General features: G+C 58.0%; 20 protein-coding genes. 13 read left to right on the top strand and 7 right to left on the bottom strand.

Annotation, left to right across the window (positions count from 1 at the left end; genetic code table 11):
• The first annotated feature begins 60 nt into the window (after positions 1–60).
• From fliE to ETEE_RS00525, 4 genes are all read left to right on the top strand, one after another.
• Positions 61–375, top strand: a complete 315-nt coding sequence (fliE, locus tag ETEE_RS00540; protein WP_012848973.1) for a flagellar hook-basal body complex protein FliE — start codon at positions 61–63, stop codon at positions 373–375.
• 690 nt (positions 376–1065) lie between these two features.
• Entirely contained in the window at positions 1066–1410 is a 345-nt protein-coding gene (locus tag ETEE_RS22275; RefSeq protein WP_081926384.1) for a tail fiber assembly protein, read from the top strand.
• A 195-nt stretch (positions 1411–1605) separates the two neighbouring features.
• The gene (locus ETEE_RS00530) at positions 1606–2874 is read left to right on the top strand and encodes an FAD-dependent oxidoreductase (protein WP_034162435.1); all 1269 of its coding nucleotides are present in this window, start codon (positions 1606–1608) and stop codon (positions 2872–2874) included.
• A 363-nt stretch (positions 2875–3237) separates the two neighbouring features.
• Positions 3238–3534, top strand: a complete 297-nt coding sequence (locus ETEE_RS00525; RefSeq protein ID WP_034162434.1) for a hypothetical protein — start codon at positions 3238–3240, stop codon at positions 3532–3534.
• Positions 3535–3841: 307 nt separating this feature from the next.
• On the opposite strand, the gene fliT is transcribed toward ETEE_RS00525, so the two are convergent.
• Genes fliT through fliD form a run of 3 tightly spaced genes read right to left on the bottom strand, consistent with a single transcriptional unit; the run spans position 3842 to position 6046 of the window.
• On the bottom strand, positions 3842–4204 hold the full coding sequence (gene fliT / locus ETEE_RS00520; RefSeq protein WP_034162432.1) for a flagellar protein FliT: 363 nt from the start codon (positions 4202–4204) through the stop codon (positions 3842–3844).
• Between the two features lie 4 nt (positions 4205–4208).
• A complete protein-coding gene (gene fliS / locus ETEE_RS00515; protein ID WP_012848966.1) occupies positions 4209–4616 on the bottom strand; it encodes a flagellar export chaperone FliS in 408 nt (135 codons plus the stop codon).
• A 14-nt stretch (positions 4617–4630) separates the two neighbouring features.
• Positions 4631–6046 (bottom strand): flagellar filament capping protein FliD, encoded by a 1416-nt coding sequence (gene fliD / locus ETEE_RS00510; RefSeq protein ID WP_034162431.1) that lies wholly within the window; start codon positions 6044–6046, stop codon positions 4631–4633.
• A gap of 281 nt (positions 6047–6327) precedes the next feature.
• On the opposite strand from fliD, the gene ETEE_RS00505 reads away from it, so the two are divergent.
• From ETEE_RS00505 to fumA, 8 genes are all read left to right on the top strand, one after another.
• Positions 6328–7578 (top strand): flagellin FliC, encoded by a 1251-nt coding sequence (locus tag ETEE_RS00505; protein WP_038631134.1) that lies wholly within the window; start codon positions 6328–6330, stop codon positions 7576–7578.
• A gap of 270 nt (positions 7579–7848) precedes the next feature.
• Complete coding sequence (locus ETEE_RS00500; RefSeq protein WP_034166004.1) at positions 7849–9102, top strand: flagellin FliC; 1254 nt, start codon at positions 7849–7851, stop codon at positions 9100–9102.
• A gap of 185 nt (positions 9103–9287) precedes the next feature.
• Positions 9288–10010, top strand: a complete 723-nt coding sequence (locus tag ETEE_RS00495; protein WP_034166005.1) for an RNA polymerase sigma factor FliA — start codon at positions 9288–9290, stop codon at positions 10008–10010.
• 33 nt (positions 10011–10043) lie between these two features.
• Entirely contained in the window at positions 10044–10562 is a 519-nt protein-coding gene (gene fliZ / locus ETEE_RS00490) for a flagella biosynthesis regulatory protein FliZ (protein ID WP_034166006.1), read from the top strand.
• A 123-nt stretch (positions 10563–10685) separates the two neighbouring features.
• A complete protein-coding gene (gene tcyN, locus ETEE_RS00485) occupies positions 10686–11462 on the top strand; it encodes an L-cystine ABC transporter ATP-binding protein TcyN (protein ID WP_034166008.1) in 777 nt (258 codons plus the stop codon).
• A 465-nt stretch (positions 11463–11927) separates the two neighbouring features.
• The gene (locus ETEE_RS21585) at positions 11928–12086 is read left to right on the top strand and encodes a hypothetical protein (RefSeq protein ID WP_167549802.1); all 159 of its coding nucleotides are present in this window, start codon (positions 11928–11930) and stop codon (positions 12084–12086) included.
• Positions 12087–12281: 195 nt separating this feature from the next.
• Positions 12282–12611, top strand: coding sequence for a hypothetical protein (locus ETEE_RS21740; RefSeq protein WP_034172579.1), 330 nt, complete (start codon positions 12282–12284; stop codon positions 12609–12611).
• A gap of 697 nt (positions 12612–13308) precedes the next feature.
• Positions 13309–14955 (top strand): class I fumarate hydratase FumA, encoded by a 1647-nt coding sequence (gene fumA, locus ETEE_RS00475; RefSeq protein WP_034165978.1) that lies wholly within the window; start codon positions 13309–13311, stop codon positions 14953–14955.
• A 78-nt stretch (positions 14956–15033) separates the two neighbouring features.
• Here the strand turns inward: fumA and fetB are convergent, their stop codons facing one another.
• The 3 genes from fetB to pyrC all read right to left on the bottom strand — a co-directional run bounded on the left by fetB (position 15034) and on the right by pyrC (position 17600).
• The gene (gene fetB, locus ETEE_RS00470; protein ID WP_034165979.1) at positions 15034–15792 is read right to left on the bottom strand and encodes an iron efflux ABC transporter permease subunit FetB; all 759 of its coding nucleotides are present in this window, start codon (positions 15790–15792) and stop codon (positions 15034–15036) included.
• A complete protein-coding gene (fetA, locus tag ETEE_RS00465; RefSeq protein ID WP_034165981.1) occupies positions 15785–16483 on the bottom strand; it encodes an iron efflux ABC transporter ATP-binding subunit FetA in 699 nt (232 codons plus the stop codon). Before fetA ends, fetB begins: the two co-directional genes overlap by 8 nt.
• Positions 16484–16553: 70 nt before the next feature.
• On the bottom strand, positions 16554–17600 hold the full coding sequence (gene pyrC, locus ETEE_RS00460; RefSeq protein WP_034165983.1) for a dihydroorotase: 1047 nt from the start codon (positions 17598–17600) through the stop codon (positions 16554–16556).
• Between the two features lie 351 nt (positions 17601–17951).
• Between pyrC and ETEE_RS00455 the strand changes: the two genes are divergently transcribed.
• Positions 17952–18242 (top strand): putative quinol monooxygenase, encoded by a 291-nt coding sequence (locus ETEE_RS00455; protein WP_034172578.1) that lies wholly within the window; start codon positions 17952–17954, stop codon positions 18240–18242.
• Between the two features lie 52 nt (positions 18243–18294).
• Here ETEE_RS00455 and rne read toward each other — a convergent pair whose 3' ends face one another.
• Positions 18295–21480, bottom strand: coding sequence for a ribonuclease E (gene rne, locus ETEE_RS00450; protein ID WP_034165758.1), 3186 nt, complete (start codon positions 21478–21480; stop codon positions 18295–18297).
• Between the last annotated feature and the right edge of the window lie 544 nt (positions 21481–22024).

Raw genomic sequence — 22024 nt, 5'->3', positions numbered from 1 at the left:
TTCACGCCTTATGGTAGGTTGTCATGCAATTGGTAGTGTTCAATCATTAAGGAGCCTTTCGTGGCAGTCACCGGCATCGAGAACGTTTTACAGCAGCTTCAGGCCACCGCGCTTTCCGCCGCCAACCGCACCCCGCAGGATGGGGTGGCGCAGGGGACGTTTTCTTCCGAGCTGAAGTCGGCGATCGACCGTATCAGCGACAATCAGAACCATGCTCGCTTGCAGGCCCAGCAGTTTGAGATGGGGGTTCCCGGCGTGGCGCTGAACGACGTGATGCTGGATATGCAGAAATCCAGCGTGTCGCTGCAGATGGGGATTCAGGTGCGCAACCGCCTGGTCGCCGCCTATCAAGACATTATGAACATGCAGGTGTAGAAAATTTAATTATTTGATAAATAATTAAATTGTTCTCTTGTTCACGATGCGTGGGATATCAGTGGGGCATCCGTAATCAGGCTCTTATTAAGGGTGGCCAGCTGCTCGCAGGTTTTATCTGGCACATCAACCTGATACCCCCTCTGCGTATCGGCATGACCGAGTCTGTTGGCGATAAACGTAGGGGGGACTCCGGCGTGTAACGAGCCGTGCGCAGGTATGGGGCGCCAGTGCGGCCGCGGCTCTCACCCCGCGGTTTCCCTACGTGGGTGAGTTGACGTTACAGTATCATTCTGTCCCGCCAGGCCATTATACTTAATATAGTGGCCGCTCCATTCAATTAGTGGCGATTTGTCATCTCGCGCTGGCACACGGGAAGGGGGCGACCATTCCATTCACCGCGCCGCCGGGGATCAGCAGAGGCAAGGATAAATGGCGCTATTGTCGCAAGGCTGTTAGCGTTAACCCGTCGTTCCATTCTGGCTCACCCTTATCTATTCATCGGCGCACCCAGAGCAATTTATTCAGTAACCAAGACAGACGGGGTCACCGGTTCAATGAATTGGCCGGCGAGCGGTGATGATAAAGTATTTTAAAGATGTGCATGATGCAGTATATGCCGATGTATTCGATGGCCGCCGGGATCAGTATATAAGCGAGGGACTGACGCCAATCATGTAGCGTGAGGCAATGGCAATGGGGAATTCACCGCTAACGCACGACGATCCCGTTATACAGGCCAACGCAGACAGGCAATCGTTGTTAGATGAATCTAATGCTGTAACCGCCGGCTGGCGGAGTGAGCCTGCGTTGGGCGCCATCAGTGATGTTGATAAGGCGAAGCTTAGCGCCGGAATAGAGTATATCAAGGCCGTGAAAGCGGTAGATATGTCTACCTCCCCCCTATTGAATGGCCTGTTCCTGCGGCGGTGTAGGCCGGGCGGGGCTATTGTAGCAGCGCGTATCCGCACAGCTCGGTATTTTCCCATTCAGCGAGTGCCGCCATTTCCGTTAGGGGCGCTGCCCCAGCATTAACCGCGTCCTGACATCGCGACAAGGCGCCATTCAGCTCGCAGGTAGAGGGAAATGTCCTAAATTATAAAGGATAAGGGATTATATACCATTAATCTCTCTATATACCGACATCCAAGGATTAATATCCCTGGCGCTGATAACGTTAGTTAGGTTATTTTATCGTCCAAGTGAGTTAATTACGCATGGTTCAGTTACATGGAAAAAGAATATTTTGATGCCATTGTTATTGGTTCAGGACCGGGGGGGGCATCGGCTTCTCTTGAGCTTAGCCGGAGAGGAATGAAGGTACTGGTGTTAGAACGCGGCGGGGTCAATAAATCCAGCGGTTCGTTACTCAGCTTCATTGCTAAGGCCGCGATTCCGAACAAACATGTGTTTTTGACCCATGATTGGTTGGTTATCCTGCGAGCTCTGACTTTGGGCGGCAGCGGTTTTATCAATTATGCTACGGCAAAGGCGCCGCCATTAGATCTTTTTCAGCGTCATCGCATTGATCTCAGCTCAGCCCTATCTTCCATTCAGCGTGAGTTGCCTATCGCTAAACTCTCCTCTGACTTAGTCGGAGCGAGGGCTCGTTTAATTTATGATGCGGCCTCCGCGCTGGGGATACCCTTTGAGCCATTAGATAAGATGATCTTTCAGTCATCATGCCGGCGTGGATGTGATCTCTGTACATATGGATGCCCGTATCACGCTAAATGGCATCCTGGACTGTGGGTGGATCAGGCATGTGAGCGGGGGGCGCGATTAACAGCCAATGCGTGTGTGTCTCATATTCTTCATAAAAACAATCAGGCATATGGCGTAGCCTTTAGGCGCTCTGGCGTTGAGTCATTCGCTTATGCTCCCAAAATAATCGTCGCGGCAGGCGGTATCGGTACGCCTGTTATTTTACGTAACTCGGGATTAAACGAGGTCGGTGATAGATTGTTTATCGATCCGGTGATTGCGGTGATGGGGGTAGCGAATACGGCGGTGGTCAGTAAAAAAGAAATCGCCATGGTTTATGGCTATTATAATCACGAAGCTGGCTATACCCTGTCTGACTTGGCATTGCCGTCAGCGCTGCAGCACCTTTTCTCCTCGCTGGTCGGCAAGATGGCGAATCCAGCGAAAACATTATCTATCATGGTGAAATCAAGAGACAATATGTCGGGATGCATCAATGCGAAAGGACTCCCGGAGAAAATTATGACCGATGATGATGTCGTCAGGTTAAATAGTGGATGCCAGCAAGCCGAGTCTATCCTCAGAGCGGCCGGAGTGAAGACGTTGTTCCGTACCCGGCCGTTTGCCGCACATCCCGGTGGAACGGTCGCCTTGGGGACCCATTTAGATACAGATTTACAGACCCGCATATCAGGGCTGTATGTCTGCGATGCCTCCGTCATTCCAGAGCCTTGGGGGATGCCTCCGACGTTAACGTTATTAACCTTAGGCCGTTATATGGCAGGACGCTTATGAGCGGGGCGGTGTTGTTGAATAAATCTGATTTGGGGTAAGTATCCCGCCGCCGGTTGTTGCTGTTCACCTTGTACAAAGCATTTCGGGTTAATGGCTAACGGCCTATCAATGTGTGGCGGTCATGCCATGGGAGATGACCGCCTTTGGGGATATAACCCTTAGGGGCGGCTTGTTGGCGTAACGCCGGTGGTTCACTTTCCAATAATTCCTGCGTTACACTGATGTCGGCAAGACGGCGCAGTGTGTCGCCATGTGCGTCGAGTGGCTATCGAGCGCGGCGCCGTTGCCGCACCCTCCAGTCCTACGAGCGCGGTGGGGAGCTATGCCGCCGCGCGATCCGATATATCCCGTAAGGAGAGTATTATGCGTTGGCTCGGCCTATTCGTGCCGCTGCTCGCCGTGAGTGCCTGCAGCAGCACGCCGGGGCATTTTGTCCGCAGTGAAGAGGATCCGGTATCGCATTCGCTGGTATACCGCTTCGATCCCGAGGTGGTCGATCGGGCCGCGATGCAGGCCGATGCATTGGCCTACTGTCGCCGCTACGGTTTCGATCGTGCCCATGAGGTCGGCACGCTGAAGCCGAGCGCGACGGGGCTGACGCGGGCGGCCTTCCTGTGTGTTTATCAGCCGGTGCGAGCGCCGGAAACGACGCAAAAGTAATCAGACGTTCTGTATGCGTCAACGCTGGCGATCGGGAGTTAAACGTTGTATAGTTATATATATAGCGATGGCTGATACCGATTGCTCACGGCTACTCGCTCACATTGTTTTTAACAGTCTGCTTTATTTTTGCTTTCACTCCCCGCGCTTTTGGCGCGGGTTTTTTTATGGCCGGAGGAAAAGAGGCGGGAAGGGGAGTGACGCCCGGCGCACCACCTATTGTCGTGGTCGAATACCATGACAATGTGGGACGCCAGCGGGCAAATATAAGGAAGGTCAGCCAGAGGCAGTGATGTTCAGCGTATGATTATAGGTGCTCGCCGGGCAGCAGGATCTCGCCGGTGAACTGCCCATAGGCATGGCTTAACGCCTGCTGACGGCTGCCGTTGCCGATCAGCTGGCGTAGCTCATCCATTCGTGCTTGGAGCCGCTGTTTGACGTGGGTTTCGTTGAGCAGAATCTGTTTAAGCGTCTGGCGCAGATCATCCTGCTGCGTTGGCGTAGGATTGGCCTGGGACATCAGTTTGGCTGTGCTTGACACCGCCGTCAGGTACTCCATTTCCAGCGCAACCAGCGCCTCCCACTCGTCGCGCTGTGCCAAATCGCGCATGCGCTCGCTTATGGCCAGAACCTGGTGGTAGGCCTGGAGTAGCGGCGGTAGTCCATACATATTGTTACCCCTGCTGGGTGGTTGCAGAATGTGGACCTATCTGGCGCCAGGCATCTGCAATATTGTCGAGTAATTCCGTGACGTGACGTACGGCGTCGGCGTCGTTATGCAGGTTAGCCTGCAGCAGGCGTTGCACCATATAGTCATACAGCGCACTAAGGTTTTGCGCTACCTCGCCGCCTTTGTCCAGATCCAGTCCGGCCTTGAGGCCGTTGTCGATAATGTTGATGGCCTTGCTGAGAGCCTGCCCCTTCAGCGGGATTTGTCCCGCATCGATATGCAGCGCCGCGCGAACCAGGGCGCTATGCGCCCCGTCAAACAGCATGACAATCAGTTGATGCGGACTGGCACTCATCGCGCCGCTCTCCAGTCCGACTTTGGCATAGGCCTGCGTGCCCATTGCGTTATACATAGTGGCGGTTACCCTTACTTACTATTACTCATGGCGTTAAACTGTTGGGTCAGGTAAGAGCTGGTGCCGTTTAACTTGGCCATCATCTTGTCGAGCTGGACAAACTGCGCCTTGTAGCGGTTGATGGTTTCATCGATGCTCTGGTTGACGCTATCGATGCGGTCGCTCAGGTGCTGCAGGCTGTTATTGATGCTCTTGGTGGTGGAGTCGATGACGCCGTCGTTTTTGATATAGCTCTGGATTTCGCTGTGCACCATGTTGGCCATGCCGGTGTCCTTGCCGTTGCCGACAAAGAAGTTCTGCACCTGCCCCGGGTACTCATCAATGGCTTTCTTCAGCTTGCTGTCGTCGATGTTCAGCTTGCCGGTCTGCGGGTCGGTGCTGATGCCCAGGTTGCCCAATCCTTTGAGGTTGGGGTTGTCCTGCGCCGAGCTCATGACCCCTTTGACGCCGGACTGAATGGCGCGCAGGGTATTGTCGCCGAGCAGCGGGCCATTGGTGAAGTTTTCGGCTTCTCCCTTCTTGACCGGGGTAAATTTGGTCAGGGAGGCAAAGGTATCGATCAGCGAGTTGTAGCTGTCGACCCAGTCGTGGATCTTTTTGCTGACGCCTTCGCTATCGCTGCTGATCACCAAGTTTTGGGTATCTTTGGTGACCGCTTTCAGCTCCAGGGTCACGCCCTGCGGCGCATCGGTGATCTTATTGCTGCTGCGGGTGATATCGATGCCGTTGAGTGTCATTTTGGCATCTCTCCCTTCTACGGTCTGCGCCATGCCGTTGGCGGCGCTGTCTTTATGACCATCGTAGTTCAGCATCCCCGCCAGCTTGCTGTCGCCGCTGACGTTCATCTTTATATTGCTCTTCGCGCCGGTATCGGCGGCGGTCACCGACAGGGTGTACTCCTTGTCGGAGATCTGGATCACGCTGGCCTTGACGCCGGCGTTGGATTTGTTGATGGCGTCGCGCAGCCCGGTCAGGGAGGTCTGCTCGTCGCTGAGGGAAATCTTGGTCTCTTTGGGCGGCTCACCGACGGTAATGGTCAGCTCACGTCCGCTGGCGCCCGCGCTGCCCTGCTGATCGGTCTGGCTGGTGGCGTGGGTTTTGGCCGTCAGGCTCTGTGCCTGAGCCAACTGGGTCACATTGATGGCATAGTTACCCGGTACCGCGCTGGCGCTGGTGGTGATGTTGAACTGATCGTGACTGCTGGCCTTGGTGATGGTAAAGGCATCGGTTTTAGCCAGATCCTTACTGACATCATCAAACTTTTCCAGCGCCCCTTTCAGGGTGCCATAGGCGGTCAGTTTAGCCTTGTAGCTGCTCTGTTGAGTGGTGTAGGGGGTCAAACGCTGCTTCTCGACCCCGGTCAGCTTGGTCAACAGGGAGTTGAGGTCGAGCCCAGAGCCGATCCCCAGTGATGAAATGGTTGCCATGAATATTTCCTTTCTTAATGACGAGTGCGCTATACGCGTTATCGGCTCTGTTGGGCAAAAGTTTACAGAAAAATAATAAAAAACGATGGGCCAATAGAAGCAGGAAAATGGGGGCTTTTTCACCGATTGGCACGAGGGTAAAAAAATTAAAAAATTTACTAAAGGTTGCCAAGGGGAGCGCCGATACCTGAGGGGACGGTGGCTGATGACGCCGTAGGGCAATCAGGCCCGAACGATTAACCGTGATGCGCAGTGGCGCAACATTCGAAGGAAAGCACACTATGGCACAAGTAATTAATACCAACAGCCTGTCGCTGATGGCACAGAACAACCTGAATAAATCCCAGTCAGCGCTGGGCACCGCCATCGAGCGTCTGTCTTCCGGTCTGCGCATCAACAGCGCCAAGGATGACGCCGCCGGTCAGGCGATCTCCAACCGCTTCACCGCCAACATCAACGGCCTGACCCAGGCATCCCGCAACGCCAACGACGGTATCTCCCTGGCGCAGACCACCGAAGGCGCGCTGAACGAAGTCAACGACAACCTGCAGAACATTCGTCGTCTGAGCGTTCAGGCACAGAACGGCTCCAACTCCTCCAGCGACCTGCAGTCCATCCAGGACGAAATCACCCAGCGTCTGTCTGAGATCGACCGTATCTCTCAGCAGACCGACTTTAACGGTGTGAAGGTGCTGAGCAAGGATCAGAAGCTGACCATTCAGGTCGGTGCCAACGACGGTGAAACCATCGATATCGATCTGAAAAATATCAACGCACAGAGCCTGGGCCTGGATAAGTTTAACGTGGCTGACAGCGTTGACACGACTAAGGTTGCCGCTGCCGCTCCGGCGAAAGTGAAGACCAATGTTGATGTTGCTATCACCAACGATCCGGCATTGAAAGCTGGCGGTAAAGATATTGCCAGCTATGAGCAGAAGGGTGATGATCTGTATGCGAAAAATGCCGATGGCAAGCTGTTTAAAGTAACTACTATCGATACCACTACCGGTAAAGCGACGGCCATTGATGCTACAGAGTACACCGCTGGTGGTACTACAGCCGTAACCTCTATCAAGAAAGAAGTTGCCCCGACCGGTCCGGAAGCCGCTAATGTTCGTGCATACACCGGTACCGAAAAGGGCGCTTCCGCCTATGTTATTCAGGAAGGCACTGGCGCTGACGCTAAATACTTTAAGGCTAGCGTTGCCGAAGACGGCACCGTGACCAAAGGCTCTGCCCTGTCTACCACTGCCAAGACTGCCGATCCGCTGGCAACCCTGGATAAAGCCCTGTCTCAGGTTGATGACCTGCGCAGCGGCCTGGGTGCGGTACAGAACCGTTTCGATTCCGTAATCAACAACCTGAACAGCACCGTGAACAACCTGTCCGCTTCCCGTTCACGTATTCAGGACGCTGACTACGCGACCGAAGTGTCCAACATGAGCCGTGCGCAGATCCTGCAGCAGGCCGGTACCTCCGTACTGGCTCAGGCTAACCAGTCTACCCAGAACGTTCTGTCCCTGCTGCGTTAATCGCGCATTGCAGCGTGCGTGGCCCACGTTGCCGCGCACTCCAAAACCCGCCCATCGGCGGGTTTTTTTGTCTCTTTTCTCGCGGACTGGCGCATCACTCGCCAGGTGGGGGGGCGGGCAGGGACGCGATTTAGCGCGGTGGTCATATCGTCGCCTATCGGAATTAACTGCCGATAAATTATACAAAAAAACAAAAACTCCGCTAAAGCTTTGCCGCAGGGGGTCGATAAATAGATTTGTATAACCAATCATGTAGTAAGGAAATTTATCATGGCACAAGTAATCAACACCAACAGCCTGTCGCTGATGGCTCAGAACAACCTGAACAAATCCCAGTCAGCCCTGGGCACCGCCATCGAGCGTCTGTCTTCCGGTCTGCGCATCAACAGCGCCAAGGATGACGCCGCCGGCCAGGCGATCTCCAACCGCTTCACCGCCAACATCAACGGCCTGACCCAGGCATCCCGCAACGCCAACGACGGTATCTCCCTGGCGCAGACCACCGAAGGCGCGCTGAACGAAGTCAACGACAACCTGCAGAACATCCGTCGTCTGACCGTACAGGCACAGAACGGCTCTAACTCCTCCAGCGACCTGCAGTCCATTCAGGACGAAATCACCCAGCGTCTGTCTGAGATCGACCGTATCTCTCAGCAGACCGACTTCAACGGCGTGAAGGTACTGAGCAAGGATCAGAAGCTGACCATTCAGGTCGGTGCCAACGACGGCGAAACCATCGATATCGATCTGAAAAACATCAACGCACAGAGCCTGGGCCTGGATAAGTTTAATGTGGCTGACAGCATTGACACGACTAAGGTTGCCGCTGCCGCTGCGACTAAAGTCAATGGCCCGATGGTGAATATTGACACGAACGGTAAAGATGCCGGTGGTAAGGCAATTACTGGTTATGTCAAGGATGATAAGGGCGACGTATACGGCGCTTATGATGATGCTGGTACAACTAAGTATGCTAAAGCCACCATTGGCGATGATGGTAAGGTTACTGCATTCGATACAGCATCATCTACGCCGTCAGGTACTTCCGCAGCTGTAACTCAGGTTCAGTCTAAAGTTGCACCGAAAGGGGCTGACGCGGCTAACGTCTATGCTTACACCGGTACCGAGAAAGGGGCTTCTGCCTATGTCATCAAAGAAGGCACTGGCGCTGACGCTAAATACTTTAAGGCTAGCGTTGCCGAAGACGGCACCGTGACCAAAGGCTCTGCCCTGTCTACCACTGCCAAGACTGCCGATCCGCTGGCAACCCTGGATAAAGCCCTGTCTCAGGTTGATGACCTGCGCAGCGGCCTGGGTGCGGTACAGAACCGTTTCGATTCCGTAATCAACAACCTGAACAGCACCGTGAACAACCTGTCCGCTTCCCGTTCACGTATTCAGGACGCTGACTACGCGACCGAAGTGTCCAACATGAGCCGTGCGCAGATCCTGCAGCAGGCCGGTACCTCCGTACTGGCTCAGGCTAACCAGTCTACCCAGAACGTCCTGTCCCTGCTGCGTTAATCGCATCCAGAGCCAGGCCAAACCCCGCTGCGGCGGGGTTTTTTTTACCTTTACTGCGCGCTATGTCAGCGCGTTACGCAGAACAAAGCGGCTAAAAGGCCACTTTTTTACCGACTTATCGCGGCATTGGATTGGCATAGACACGGGATAATAAGCGGGCATTCATCAACCCGAGTTCTGTCGACGTGACTGATTTGTATACCGCCGAAGGCGTGATTGACAAAAATACGTTATGGCAGCGCTATGCGCCACTGGTTCGTCATGAGGCGCTGCGCCTGCAGGTTCGCCTTCCGGCCAGCGTAGAGCTGGATGATTTGCTGCAGGCGGGCGGTATCGGGCTACTGCATGCGGTCGAGCGCTATGACGCCATGCAGGGGACCGCGTTTACCACCTATGCCATTCAGCGTATCCGCGGCGCGATGCTGGACGAACTGCGCAGCCGAGACTGGGTGCCGCGCAGCGTACGGCGGAATGCTCGCGGGGTATCTGCCGCCATGCAGCGCGCCGAGCAGCGTCTGGGCCGAACGCCGGGCGACAGCGAGATAGCCCAGGAGATGGGGATTCCGCTGGAGGAGTACCAGCAAATCCTGCTGGACACCAACACCAGCCAGCTGTTTTCCTACGACGAGTGGCGTGAGGAGCACGGCGATAGCGCTGAGCCGCTCCTGGAGCAGAGCGAAGAGGCCAACCCGCTGCGTCAGCTGTTGGAAAGCGATCTGCGCGGCCGGGTGATCGCCGCCATCGAGGCATTGCCAGAGCGTGAAAAGCTGGTGCTGACGCTGTACTACCAGGAGGAGCTCAACCTCAAGGAGATCGGCGCGGTGCTTGAGGTCGGCGAATCACGCGTCAGTCAGCTGCATAGCCAGGCGATAAAACGCCTGCGTACTCGTCTGCTCAGCCAGCGGTAAGTCGCCTTTCTGCCATAGCTATGGAGTGCAGAGATGCCATTGACCCCTTTCCCCTCATCCCCCGCCGGGCGTAGGCCGCTGAGCCGCTATCTAAAAGACTTTAAACATGCGCAGTGCTGCTGCTCACACTGCGGCCGCCCGCTGGATCGCATTTCGCTAGTGCTGGACGGCACGCTGCTGAACCGTGCGCGCCAGGCGCAGATGGAGCGGCTGATCGACGCCGCCGGCTGGGCGGCTCTGCAGCAGGGGCTGCTGGCGCTGTGCCGTTTCTGTAGCGATGTCTATTGCCATGCGCAGAGCAGCCGTTTTGACATCATGGGGTTTAAACAGTACCTGTGCGAACAGACCGACATGCGCCACAGCAGCATCCGTGAATATGTGGTGCGTTTGCGGCGTTTGGACGAGCTGCTGGCGCGCCATACGCCGCCGTCGGCGGCGTATGGCGATCTGTCCGATCGCTGGCTGGCGGCGCTGCCTCAGTGCAGCCAGAACAACTATCGTATCGCGCTGCGCAAGTATCAGCAGTATCTTCAGTTCGCGCAGGCGGCCTGACGCCCGTTGGCGGTTATTTCCCACAATTATTAGCATATTACTTTTTATTCCTTTCCATGCCGTCACGCCTTGCTACAGTGACGGCATGGAGCGTCGGCGTGCGGCGCGTAGGGGGAGAAGAGCGTGAGCGCCATCGAACTGACACAGCTGGTGAAATCCTTTCACCATCAGCAGGTCCTGCACGGCGTCGATCTGTGCGTTCAGCCGGGCGAGGTGGTCGCGATCATTGGGCCGAGCGGCTCGGGTAAGAGCACCCTGCTGCGCTGTATTAACCTGCTGGAGACACCGGACGCGGGGACCCTGCGGGTCGGCGATATCCGCGTGGACGCCAACCGCTCGCTGGCGCGTCAGAAGGCACAGATCCGTCGTCTACGCCGCCAGGTCGGCTTTGTGTTTCAGAATTTCAACCTATTTCCGCACCTTACGGCGCTGGAGAACGTGACCGAAGGGCCGCGGGTGGTTAACGGGGTTGCGCCCGCAGAGGCCGAGCGTCAGGGGCGGGCGCTGCTGGCGCGGGTCGGACTGACCGATAAGGCCGATGCCTATCCCAAACGGCTCTCCGGCGGTCAGCAGCAGCGGGTGGCTATCGCCCGGGCGCTGGCCATGCAGCCGCAGGTTTTGCTGTTCGATGAGCCCACCTCGGCGCTGGATCCGGAGCTGGTGGGCGAGGTGCTCGCTACCCTGCGCGGCCTGGCGCAGGAGCAGCGCACCATGGTGATCGTCACCCATGAGATGCGCTTTGCCCGCGACGTGGCGCAGCGGGTGATCTTTATGGACGGCGGTCGTATCGTCGAGCAGGGGCCGGCCGAGACCCTGTTCAGCCGTCCCCGTCACCCGCGCACTCGCCAGTTTCTCGCCCAGTATCTGGAGGAGATAATGGCGCCCGAGTTTGAAATCTAGAGCGTACGCCGCTGCGGGGCTGCACTCTGCCTGCTCAGCACAAGGGGTGGTTTCCTTTCCGCGCCGCGGTCGGCATTGCGCGCGTCTCAGAGTCGCGTGAGGCGCCATCCCGTCCCCCATCAGCCTGCTTCCCAAGGGCGACTCCCTACCTTTCCCGCACAGAAAGTACCGTCCGCGTATCGGCAGCGTATTGATGATCCCTCTTAATTAACAGCGGGTTGTCCGGGTCGGTGGCTTGCATCTTTACCTAAGGCTGGCTAGGCTTGAGGTGTGAGTGTTAACAGAGAAACGCGTTCGGCACCTCCATGTAGCGCGTGTCTTTTCTGTGTCGGGGGCGTTTCATCTGTTGGCATTTGGTCTCTTTTCCCGCGCGCGGCGGGTGGTAATCGGTAGCTGTAGAGCCGTAGTTTAGCCTGGTGGGTATACACTGGTGCCATCAGAGATAGGTGACATGGAATGGACCGAATGAAAATCAAACGATGGATGTTACTGGCTAGCCTGTTAGGCGGGGCGCTGTTTGCCTATGCGGTGCTGTACAGCGCAGATAAAGTATGTGAGCATCAGGCGCTGTTTTCTGACTTTTGCCGTCGGGTTGATATTTCCCCCCCCTACATACCTAAATAAGCATTTTATTTCTAATTAGTAATCGGACATGTCTTGATTCTATTTTTATTAAGGCAGTCCTTTCGTTTTGCTAGAAAAATCCCATCTATTTTTTCTTGTGCCGCTTTCGGTTTATGTAGAATATTACCCCGTAGTTTAACGAAGTATTGATATTTTGTGTTACATATGTCGCATAAGATAGTGCGTCTGTTTTAAATGATGCATGAAAAAAGCGCCCACTTCGCCGCCTTTCTGCAGGCGATAGAAGGGCGGTGCGCCAGCGTTGAGATCAAACGGCTGCGGCAGATAGCCTATTTACCTGTTTTTGCCTGCATTGCTTCGGGCAAGGCGTCTTATTCTTTTTTCGGTAACCCACCTGGTTTTCAGCGCATCGCGCGGGGCGTCGGGCATACCGCTGGCGCGGATCATTCATTATTTCTGCTGCGGTGGTTGATGTTTAATAAATTGGCGGCGGAGTTTTGGGGTTCCTTCTGGCTGGTCTTCGGCGGCGGCATTTCCCCAGCTGAGCATCGACTTTCTGGGTGATGCCTCTGGTCGGCGGCGCGCTGGGCGGCCTGATATACCCCTAGCTGCTGGCGGCGAGTAACCGTCTTGATGAGTCCCGTAGCGGCCCGCGCAGGGGCACGTATCGTCCGTTACGGGGCCGATTCTGGCCCCGCCGCGTGGGGCGTCCCCCTGAGGCTCAGTTAAGTCGCTCGACAATCATGGCCATCCCCTGGCTGCCGCCGCGCCCGTCAGCAGGCCATGGCGGATACGCTTTGTGAGTATGCTCAGGCGGGGGAGGGAGACCTGAGGTAATGAGGGGTGGGCAATATGATCCGGTTTGGGTACACCGATTTTAGCCATTTTGTTCATTTTCTTTTTAAATCAAGGTGATTAACCTCTCCTTTCCCCAAACATACGACAATTAATCCCCGATAGTTTGATTTTGATCCTGTTACCTCGCTTGGGTTATTTGGCAGGATGGATTCACCTGATGATTAGGACGTGTCCCGTAACTGTGCGCGCCAGCGATGCTCATGGCCAGTTACGGGACACGCCCTAGGCGAAGTCCCGTTACATGCCGATACTGAGCGCGGTCGCACAACGCTTATTGTAAATAACATGTTAACATCGGGCGGTAAAGTTAACAGGCCGCGCGGTTTTTCTTATCGGGCATCACGCCGATGGCGCTGCGCGGCTCGGTAAATTTATACAAGCTGACGTTGTAAGCGAGAGAAAAATGTCAAATAAACCCTTCCATTATCAAGATCCGTTTCCGCTGCAAGGCGATGATACCGACTATTATCTGCTGAGTAAGGAGCATGTCTCCGTAGTCAGCTTTGAAGGCCAGGACATGCTGAAGGTCGAGCCGCAGGCGCTGACGCTGTTGGCCCAGCAGGCGTTCCACGATGCTTCGTTTATGCTGCGTCCGGCTCACCAGCGTCAGGTCGCCGCGATCCTTGACGACCCGCAGGCTAGCGAAAACGATAAATACGTCGCGCTGCAGTTCCTGCGCAACTCCGAGATCGCCGCCAAGGGGGTACTGCCGACCTGTCAAGACACCGGGACGGCGATTATCGTGGGTAAAAAAGGCCAGCGCGTGTGGACCGGCGGCGGCGATGCCGAGGCGCTGTCGCGCGGGGTTTATAACACCTATATTGAAGATAACCTGCGCTACTCCCAGAACGCCGCGCTGGATATGTACAATGAGGTCAATACCGGAACCAACCTGCCGGCGCAGATCGATCTGTACGCTACCGAGGGCGAGGAGTACAAATTCCTGTGCGTCGCCAAAGGCGGCGGTTCAGCCAATAAAACCTACCTGTATCAGGAGACCAAGGCGCTGCTGACGCCGGAGAAGCTGAAGGCTTTCCTGATCGAGAAGATGCGTACCCTGGGCACCGCGGCTTGCCCGCCGTACCACGTGGCCTTCGTTATCGGCGGCACGTCGGCGGAGTCTACCCTGAAGACGGTGAAGCTGGCATCGACCAAGTACTATGATGCGCTGCCGACCGAGGGCAACGAGCACGGTCAGGCGTTCCGTGACGTGGCGCTGGAGCAGGAGCTGCTGCTGGCAGCCCAGGAGCTGGGGCTGGGCGCGCAGTTCGGCGGCAAATACTTTGCCCACGATGTGCGGGTGATTCGCCTGCCGCGTCACGGCGCCTCCTGTCCGGTCGGAATGGGGGTTTCCTGCTCGGCGGATCGTAATATCAAGGCCAAGATTAACCGCGAGGGGATCTGGATCGAGAAGCTGGAGCATAACCCAGGCAAATATATTCCTGAGCATCTGCGCCAGGCCGGCGAGGGAGAGGCCATCAAAGTGGATCTCAACCGCCCGATGAAGGAGATTCTGGCACAGCTCTCCCAGTATCCGGTCTCCACCCGCCTGTCGCTCTCCGGCACCATTATCGTCGGGCGCGATATCGCCCACGCCAAGCTGAAGGCGCTGCTGGATGAAGGCAAGCCGCTGCCGCAGTATGTGAAGGATCACCCGATCTACTACGCCGGCCCGGCCAAGACACCGGCGGGCCATGCCTCTGGCTCACTGGGGCCAACCACGGCAGGCCGTATGGACTCCTATGTTGACCTACTGCAGGCCAACGGCGGCAGCATGATCATGCTGGCCAAAGGGAACCGCAGCCAGCAGGTCACCGACGCCTGCCATAAACACGGTGGCTTCTATCTGGGCAGCATCGGCGGCCCGGCGGCGGTACTGGCGCAGCAGAGCATTAAGAGCCTGACCTGCGTGGCCTATCCTGAGCTGGGAATGGAGGCTATCTGGAAGATTGAGGTAGAGGACTTCCCGGCCTTCATCCTGGTGGATGACAAGGGGAATGACTTCTTCCAGCAGATTTTGAGCAGCCGCTGTAGTGGCTGCATGAAGTAAGCGGCTAATCCTGGCAGCGATAGCGGCCGGGTTATCCCGTTGATCCCCACGCCATGGCGTGGGGATTTTTGTATGGGCTTAGCGCAGCTGATCGCGGGCCGTGTAGAACCTGACATAGGCGAGGTAGCCCGCGATGATGGTGGAGAGGCTGGCGGTGGAGATCAGCATAAAGGTCACCATAATCTGATAGCGGATGGCCTTGACCGGATCGATACCGGCGAAGATCAGGCCCGACATCATGCCCGGCAGGCTGACCAGTCCGACGGTTTTGGCGGAGTCGACGGTGGGGATCATCGCCGCCTTGATGCTGGCGCGGATGATCCTTGCCGATGCCTGCTTCGGAGTCGCGCCCAGGCTGAGCATCTCCTGCACCCGCTGGCGTTCGTCGTGGAAGCGCTGACGCAGGTTGTTATAGCACAGGCCGACGGCCACCATGGCGTTACCGGCGATCATCCCGGCGATGGGGATCACCTGCATCGGGGTGAATTCGATGGAGCCGCTGACGATCAGGATCGCCAGGGTCAGCGCGGTGCCGGTGACGATGGCGATCAGCGACATGGCGAAGGCATTGCTGAGGTTCTTACTGCGCTTCTTCGCGTTCCAGGCCGCGTTGACGCAGATAAACAGCACCATCAATAGGGTCAGCAGGGCGCTGTCCAGATGAAAGATATACTTTAAGACGTAGCCCACCAGGATCAGCTGGACGATGGCGCGGCTGACGCTCCACAGAATGTCCTTGCCGAGTCCCAGCTTTTCCCGCCCGCTGATGACCAGCGCAATGGCGACCAGCGCCAGGGCCATGACCAGAGACTGATCGGTAATGTTGTGGCTATTCATGGCGCGGCTCTCCGTTTGGCTGGGTCTCGTCTTCCTCTGCGTCGTCGCTGTCGGCCAGGCGCGGCAGGGTTATCACATTGTCGCATTGGGTAATCTCATCGCTGCTGTGAGTGACCCAGATAATGGCGATTCCCTGCTGCTGATTGAGGTGCGTGATGACCTCATGCACGATGGTTCGATTGTGCTCATCCAGCGCGCTGGTGATTTCGTCCAGCAGCAACACCTGCGGCATATATTGAATGTTACGCAGCAGCGCCACGCGCTGACGCTCGCCGCCGGAGAGATCTTCGATGCGCTGATCTAGCGTGTGCAGCGGCAGGCCAAACTGCATCAGACCGCGGCGGATGCGATCCATATCCGGCGCGTCACTGCGGATCTGATAGGGAAACAGTAGGTTGTCGCGCACCGTATCGCCGAACAGCACCGGCGTTTGGAAGCTGTAGGAGACCTGTTTGCGATACGCCTCCGGAGGATAGGCGCTCAGGGGTTTCCCCTGCAGCAGGATCTCGCCGCGCTGGGGATCCAGCAGCGAGGCCGCAATTTTGAGCAGGGTGCTCTTGCCGCAGCCCGAGGGGCCCGTGATTACTTTGAATTCGCCGGGCTGTAGCGTCAGCGAGACGTCGTGCAGAATGGGGCGTCCATTAGCGCTGAAGTCGATGTGATTGAGCGCCAGTAGCGGTGTTGCGGTCATATTCTCCCTCACGGGTGCCAACAAAAAGGCCTGTCCTAAGGGACAGGCCGGAGTAAATAACGTCCTGAGCCTACGCGCGTACCGACCATCGCAGCGTTTCCCCTGCCAGGAAGGGGATCAGGGTTTCATCGCCGCTGGCGATGCTGTCGACGACAGACGTAGGCTCCTGTACCAGCTCAATATACGCCTCATTGGCCGGGAGTCCATAAAAAGCCGGTCCGTTCAGCGAACAGAAGGCCTCCAGATGCTGTAGCGCCTGCTCCTCTTCAAAGACCGTTGCGTAGGCCTGTAGCGCCGTCGGCGCGTTGAATACCCCGGCGCAGCCGCAGGCCGACTCTTTGCGCCCGCGCAGGTGCGGCGCAGAGTCGGTGCCGAGGAAGAAGCAGGCTTTCCCGCTGGTGGCCGCCTTGCGTAGCGCCTGCTGGTGCACGCTGCGCTTGAGGATCGGCAGGCAGTACAGGTGCGGGCGAATCCCGCCGACCAGCATGTGGTTGCGGTTGAACATCAGGTGCTGCGGGGTAATGGTCGCCGCCAGATAGCGATCGCCTTCGGCGACAAACTGGGCCGCCTCGCGGGTGGTGATGTGTTCAAAGACGATGCGCAGCTCGGGGAAGTCGCGGCGCAGCGGCAGCATCACCTGCTCGATAAAGCGCGCTTCGCGATCGAAGATGTCGATATCCGCCTGGGTGACCTCACCGTGGATCAACAGCGGCATCCCGCTCTGCTGCATCGCCTCAAACAGCGGGTATAGTCCGGGAATGGAGGTGACGCCGCAGGCAGAGTTGGTGGTGGCGTTGGCAGGATACAGTTTGGCGGCGGTGAACACGCCTTCCCGCTGGCCGTGCATCAGCGTATCGACCGAGAGGGCGTCGGTCAGATAGCAGGTCATCAGCGGGGTGAACGCATGTCCCTGCGGCACGGCGTCGATAATGCGCTGGCGATAGGCGATGCACTGCTCTACGGAGGTGATCGGCGGAGCCAGATTGGGCATCACCACGGCCCGGGAAAAGTGGCGGCTGGTGTAGGGTAACACGCTGTGCAGCATCTCATCATCGCGCAGATGGAGGTGCCAATCGTCAGGGCGGCGGATCTTCAGGGTGTGCTGCATTACGGTCATTACGGGCTCCGGCTGGTGGATATGTCTGATGGACTGCGCAGGTTTCTGGCCGCTGCAAGAGCAGGACGCCAGAACGCAGTGAACATTTCTGTGCCGGGCGATAAGGATAACGGGAAATGGGCCTGGATGCATCCGATTGTTGTATGGCGTCATCAATTTGTGCGCTTGAGCAAGAGGATGGGAGGACAGGGGGCTAATGACTCATGCCGCGGGCGGCAAAAACGGGTAAGGTGATCGCGTAGGCATCCGTCGCGTATCACGACGGATGTATTCCAGGCGGTGTCCGTCGCGGTTCGATACGTTAGCGCCGTACCGCAGGGCGAGACGCCCCGGCCTAAAGAGGAGTGTACTATGAGTGAAGTTCGCATTGTCGCGACGCTGGTCGCATCCGCGGGGCAGCAAGAGGCGGTACGCCATGCCGCGCTGCAGCTGGTTGAGCCCAGTCGCGCCGAGGCGGGGAACGTGCGTTATGACCTCCATCAGGAAGAGGGTCAGGCTGCAACGCTGGTGTTCTTTGAGATCTGGCAATCGCCGCAGGCGCTGGCGCAGCATGAAAAAAGCGCCCACTTCGCCGCCTTTCTGCAGGCGATAGAAGGGCGGTGCGCCAGCGTTGAGATCAAACGGCTGCGGCAGATAGCCTAGCGTCGATATAAAAAAACCCGCCTTTCGGCGGGTTTTTTGGGCTGATCGCCTCTTACTCCTGCGGCATAACCGGTTTCGTGGCTGGCGCTGCGGCCTGATTGGACGCAGCGTCTGCACCGGCGGCACCGCGGCCGTGGAAGTCATACTCCGGGCGAACCCAGGTGCTGACTACCGCTGCCGGTGCGACATAGGCCGGCGCCGGTGCCGTGGTCATCGGCGCGCTGGCGCGACCGTGTTCGTGCGTATCGCTCGGGGCCATTGCCGACGGCGGTACCAGGGGGGCGGCTACGCTGGCTTCGGCTTCGGCTTCGGCTTTGAGTTCCGCTTCAGCAGCCTGCGCTTCGGCCTGGGCCAATGCAGGCAGTGCCTCTTCCTGCGTCGGTGCGGCGGCGGCACAGACGGCGTGAGTGGCGCTCTCGTCAGTGACTACCGGCGACGGCTGCTGCGCGATCGCGTCGCAGGCCTGCGTCTCAACGGCAGCGGCCGGGGCGAGGATCGCCGGCGCCTGCACCACCGGTTCGTCGGCCGCGGCGTCGTTGACGACGGCCTCGGCGATGACCTCCGGACGCGCGGTTTCAGCCGGTACGGCGGCGGGCATCTCTATCGCTAGCGCGGCGGTGCTCTCCTCCATGACGTGCGGCGTTTCGAGCGCGCTGGTCTCGGCGGCCGCCGGGGCGGCGACAGGATAGCTGATCCATACCTTGCCAGAGGCCATCTCCGGAGAGTATACCGCCAGCGTCAGCGGCATCGGTGACTGCTGCGGATAACGCTCGTCGCGATAGCGGCGACGGCGCTGCCCGCTGACGCGCAGGTGACGCGGTGACCGACGGGAGCGGCGCGGCATGCCATTCTCATGGCGCGGCGCGTTATCCTCTTCCGCTGCGGCGCTCTCCTGAGGCTGTGCGTTGACCGCAGGCAGAGCCGGAACGCTCGCGTCGGCAATCGGCGCCACGGCGGCTTCTGGGTCGGCGCTGACGACCGCCGGCGTGCTATCGCCGATGCGGATCTTCTGGCTCAGCTGACGGCGTTGACGGCGCTGGGCCGGTACGCTCTCCTCTGCGATCTCCTCATCAGGCTGTGCGGCGGCGTCCAGCGCCTTGACCTCTTGCTGGGCCTGGCGCTTATCTTCCTGACGACGACGCTGACGCTCGTTGCGCTGTTCGCGGCGCTGCTGCTGCTCTTCGCGCTGCTGGGCATTCTCATCTGCGCCGCCCTCTGTCGCCGGCGTCGGCTGAGCCTGACGGCGGCCACGGCGCTGTTCGTCGCGGTTTTCACGGCCGTCGCGGTTCGCACGCTCTGGGCGCTCGCCGCGCTCCGGACGCTCACCGCGCTCTGGACGCTCACTGCGCTCCGGACGATCGCCGCGCTCACCGCGTTCACGGCGCGGGTTCTGGCGACGACCGCGGCGCTCCTGCGAGGAACGGCTCTCTTCACGCGGGCGCTCAGCGCTGACGGCAGGCGTCTCTTCCTGCACCGGCGCCGGTGCGGCGTCGCCGGCGAAGATCCCTTTCAGGGAGGCGACCAGGCGACCAAACAGTCCCGGACGGGCGTCGGCTATCGGCTGCGGGCGCTCGGTCGGCGCGACGTCGGCAGCGACAGGCTTATCCTGTGCGGCGTCGATCGGCGGTGCGGCGACATCCAGGCTAAAGGCGGCCAGCGCCGGCTGCTCCGGACGCTTGCGCTCTGCCGGTACTTCTTCCTCACCGCAGGCTTCCGCTTCGTGCAGCTGTGGCAGCTTGTAGCTCAGGGTATGGGTCTCTTCGCCTTTACGCACCCGCATAACGGCGTAGTGCGGGGTCTGCATTTGCTCGTTAGGCACCACGATGACGCGCACGTCCGGCTGGCGTTTCTCAATGGCGCTTACGGCGTCACGCTTCTCGTTCAGCAGATAGGAGGCGACCGGTACCGGCACGATGGCGTGCACTTCACGGGTATTCTCTTTCAGCGCCTCCTCTTCGATCAGGCGCAGGATGGACAGCGCCAGCGATTCGTTGTCACGCACGGTACCGGTGCCATTACAGCGCGGGCAGACATGGTGGCTGGATTCGCCCAGAGAGGGGCTGAGACGCTGGCGGGACATCTCCAGCAGGCCAAAGCGGGAGATTCGACCGATCTGAATACGGGCGCGATCCTGACGCACGGCGTCGCGCAGGCGGTTTTCGACCTCGCGCTGGTGGCGCACCGGGGTCATATCGATAAAGTCGATCACGATCAGACCGCCCAGGTCGCGCAGACGCAGCTGGCGGGCGATTTCATCGGCGGCTTCCAGGTTGGTGTTGAACGCGGTCTCTTCGATATCGCCGCCGCGGGTAGCGCGGGCGGAGTTGATATCGATGGCGGTCAGCGCCTCGGTGCTGTCGATAACGATAGAGCCGCCGGAGGGCAGGCGGACTTCACGCTGGAAGGCAGACTCGATCTGTGACTCGATCTGATAGTGGCTGAACAGCGGGATCTCCCCGGTGTACAGCTTGATTTTGCTGCTGAAGTCCGGACGACCCAGGGCGGCGATATGCTGCTTGGCCAGGTCGAGGATCTTCGGATTGTCGATCAGGATTTCGCCGATGTCCGGGCGCAGATAGTCACGGAAGGCGCGGACGATGACGTTGCTTTCCTGATGGATCAGGAACGGGGCAGGGCGGCCTTCGGCGGCTTTCTTGATGGCATCCCAGTGCTTCAGGCGGAAGGAGAGATCCCACTGCAGGGCTTCGGCGGATTTGCCGACGCCGGCGGTGCGGACGATCAGCCCCATGCCGTCGGGGATCTGCAGAGAGGAGAGCGCTTCCTTCAGCTCGGTGCGGTCATCACCCTCGATACGGCGGGAGATACCGCCGGCGCGCGGGTTGTTGGGCATCAGCACCAGATAGCTGCCCGCCAGGCTGATAAAGGTGGTCAGCGCAGCCCCTTTGTTGCCGCGCTCTTCCTTATCGACCTGAACAATGACCTCCTGCCCTTCACGCAGCACGTCCTTAATGTTGGGACGACCGTGGGCGGAGTAGTTGCTGGGAAAATATTCGCGGGCGATCTCTTTAAGGGGCAGGAAACCGTGTCGTTCGGCGCCGTAGTCAACAAAGGCGGCTTCCAGACTGGGTTCAATTCGGGTGATTTTACCCTTGTAAATGTTTGCTTTCTTCTGTTCGTGACCCGGGCTTTCAATATCCAGATCGTACAGTCGCTGGCCATCCACAAGGGCGACACGCAACTCCTCCTGCTGAGTTGCGTTGATTAACATTCTTTTCATCGTTAACGTACTCGTTTTTTTTGCATTGGCAACTTAAGCTGCGGGCGAAAAGACCTTTCTGACCGGGAGGAAGACCGATGACCCCGAGTCTTATCGCAAAGTCGTCAACCTCACGGTTGTCGCCTGCATAGGGGCGCAATATTCGGTAAGCCTGCATTTCTTTGTGAAAGGCAGCGCTGTTTATCAGGATGACGCCGCAGAAAAAGGATGCGGCCAACTGACTCCATGTTGTTGGTCAGACTGCGACCCGCAGCCCGCTAATTACTTGATTTCGCACTACGTCTTACGCCATTGCTGCATTTCTGCGCTATCAGGTAAACGTTGAATCCCGCCTCTTTTTTCACTTTGATGGAAAAAAGCGCGGAAAACTACTCCATTATTTCACTGCAATGACAAATATAGCAAGACGCCATTGCGGGTTGTTCGCAGAAAATTGCCCTATGACGACATGTCACACCATAAACTCTGCTGATAGGTATGTCCGTGCGCCGTCGTGGTGCACGCCATCGCTGAATTATTGCACAGCGGCTGAAAATAGCAGTAG

The sequence above is a fragment of the Edwardsiella anguillarum ET080813 genome (genome assembly GCF_000264765.2).
GTDB lineage: Bacteria > Pseudomonadota > Gammaproteobacteria > Enterobacterales > Enterobacteriaceae > Edwardsiella > Edwardsiella anguillarum.
The sequence above is the reverse complement of the archived record's forward strand: the minus strand, read 5'-3'. Positions and strand labels throughout refer to the sequence as shown.

Excerpts from the sequence above, each read along its gene's own strand:
- ETEE_RS21585 (WP_167549802.1), top strand. The coding sequence starts at position 11,928 with ATGAAAATCAAACGATGGATGTTACTGGCTAGCCTGTTAGGCGGGGCG.
- fumA (WP_034165978.1), top strand. The coding sequence starts at position 13,309 with ATGTCAAATAAACCCTTCCATTATCAAGATCCGTTTCCGCTGCAAGGC.
- fetB (WP_034165979.1), bottom strand. The coding sequence starts at position 15,792 with ATGAATAGCCACAACATTACCGATCAGTCTCTGGTCATGGCCCTGGCG.
- ETEE_RS00525 (WP_034162434.1), top strand. The coding sequence starts at position 3,238 with ATGCGTTGGCTCGGCCTATTCGTGCCGCTGCTCGCCGTGAGTGCCTGC.
- fliT (WP_034162432.1), bottom strand. The coding sequence starts at position 4,204 with ATGTATGGACTACCGCCGCTACTCCAGGCCTACCACCAGGTTCTGGCC.
- fliD (WP_034162431.1), bottom strand. The coding sequence starts at position 6,046 with ATGGCAACCATTTCATCACTGGGGATCGGCTCTGGGCTCGACCTCAAC.
- ETEE_RS22275 (WP_081926384.1), top strand. The coding sequence starts at position 1,066 with ATGGCAATGGGGAATTCACCGCTAACGCACGACGATCCCGTTATACAG.
- ETEE_RS00530 (WP_034162435.1), top strand. The coding sequence starts at position 1,606 with ATGGAAAAAGAATATTTTGATGCCATTGTTATTGGTTCAGGACCGGGG.
- pyrC (WP_034165983.1), bottom strand. The coding sequence starts at position 17,600 with ATGACCGTAATGCAGCACACCCTGAAGATCCGCCGCCCTGACGATTGG.
- ETEE_RS00455 (WP_034172578.1), top strand. The coding sequence starts at position 17,952 with ATGAGTGAAGTTCGCATTGTCGCGACGCTGGTCGCATCCGCGGGGCAG.
- rne (WP_034165758.1), bottom strand. The coding sequence starts at position 21,480 with ATGAAAAGAATGTTAATCAACGCAACTCAGCAGGAGGAGTTGCGTGTC.
- fliS (WP_012848966.1), bottom strand. The coding sequence starts at position 4,616 with ATGTATAACGCAATGGGCACGCAGGCCTATGCCAAAGTCGGACTGGAG.
- ETEE_RS00500 (WP_034166004.1), top strand. The coding sequence starts at position 7,849 with ATGGCACAAGTAATCAACACCAACAGCCTGTCGCTGATGGCTCAGAAC.
- fetA (WP_034165981.1), bottom strand. The coding sequence starts at position 16,483 with ATGACCGCAACACCGCTACTGGCGCTCAATCACATCGACTTCAGCGCT.
- fliZ (WP_034166006.1), top strand. The coding sequence starts at position 10,044 with ATGCCATTGACCCCTTTCCCCTCATCCCCCGCCGGGCGTAGGCCGCTG.
- ETEE_RS21740 (WP_034172579.1), top strand. The coding sequence starts at position 12,282 with ATGATGCATGAAAAAAGCGCCCACTTCGCCGCCTTTCTGCAGGCGATA.
- ETEE_RS00505 (WP_038631134.1), top strand. The coding sequence starts at position 6,328 with ATGGCACAAGTAATTAATACCAACAGCCTGTCGCTGATGGCACAGAAC.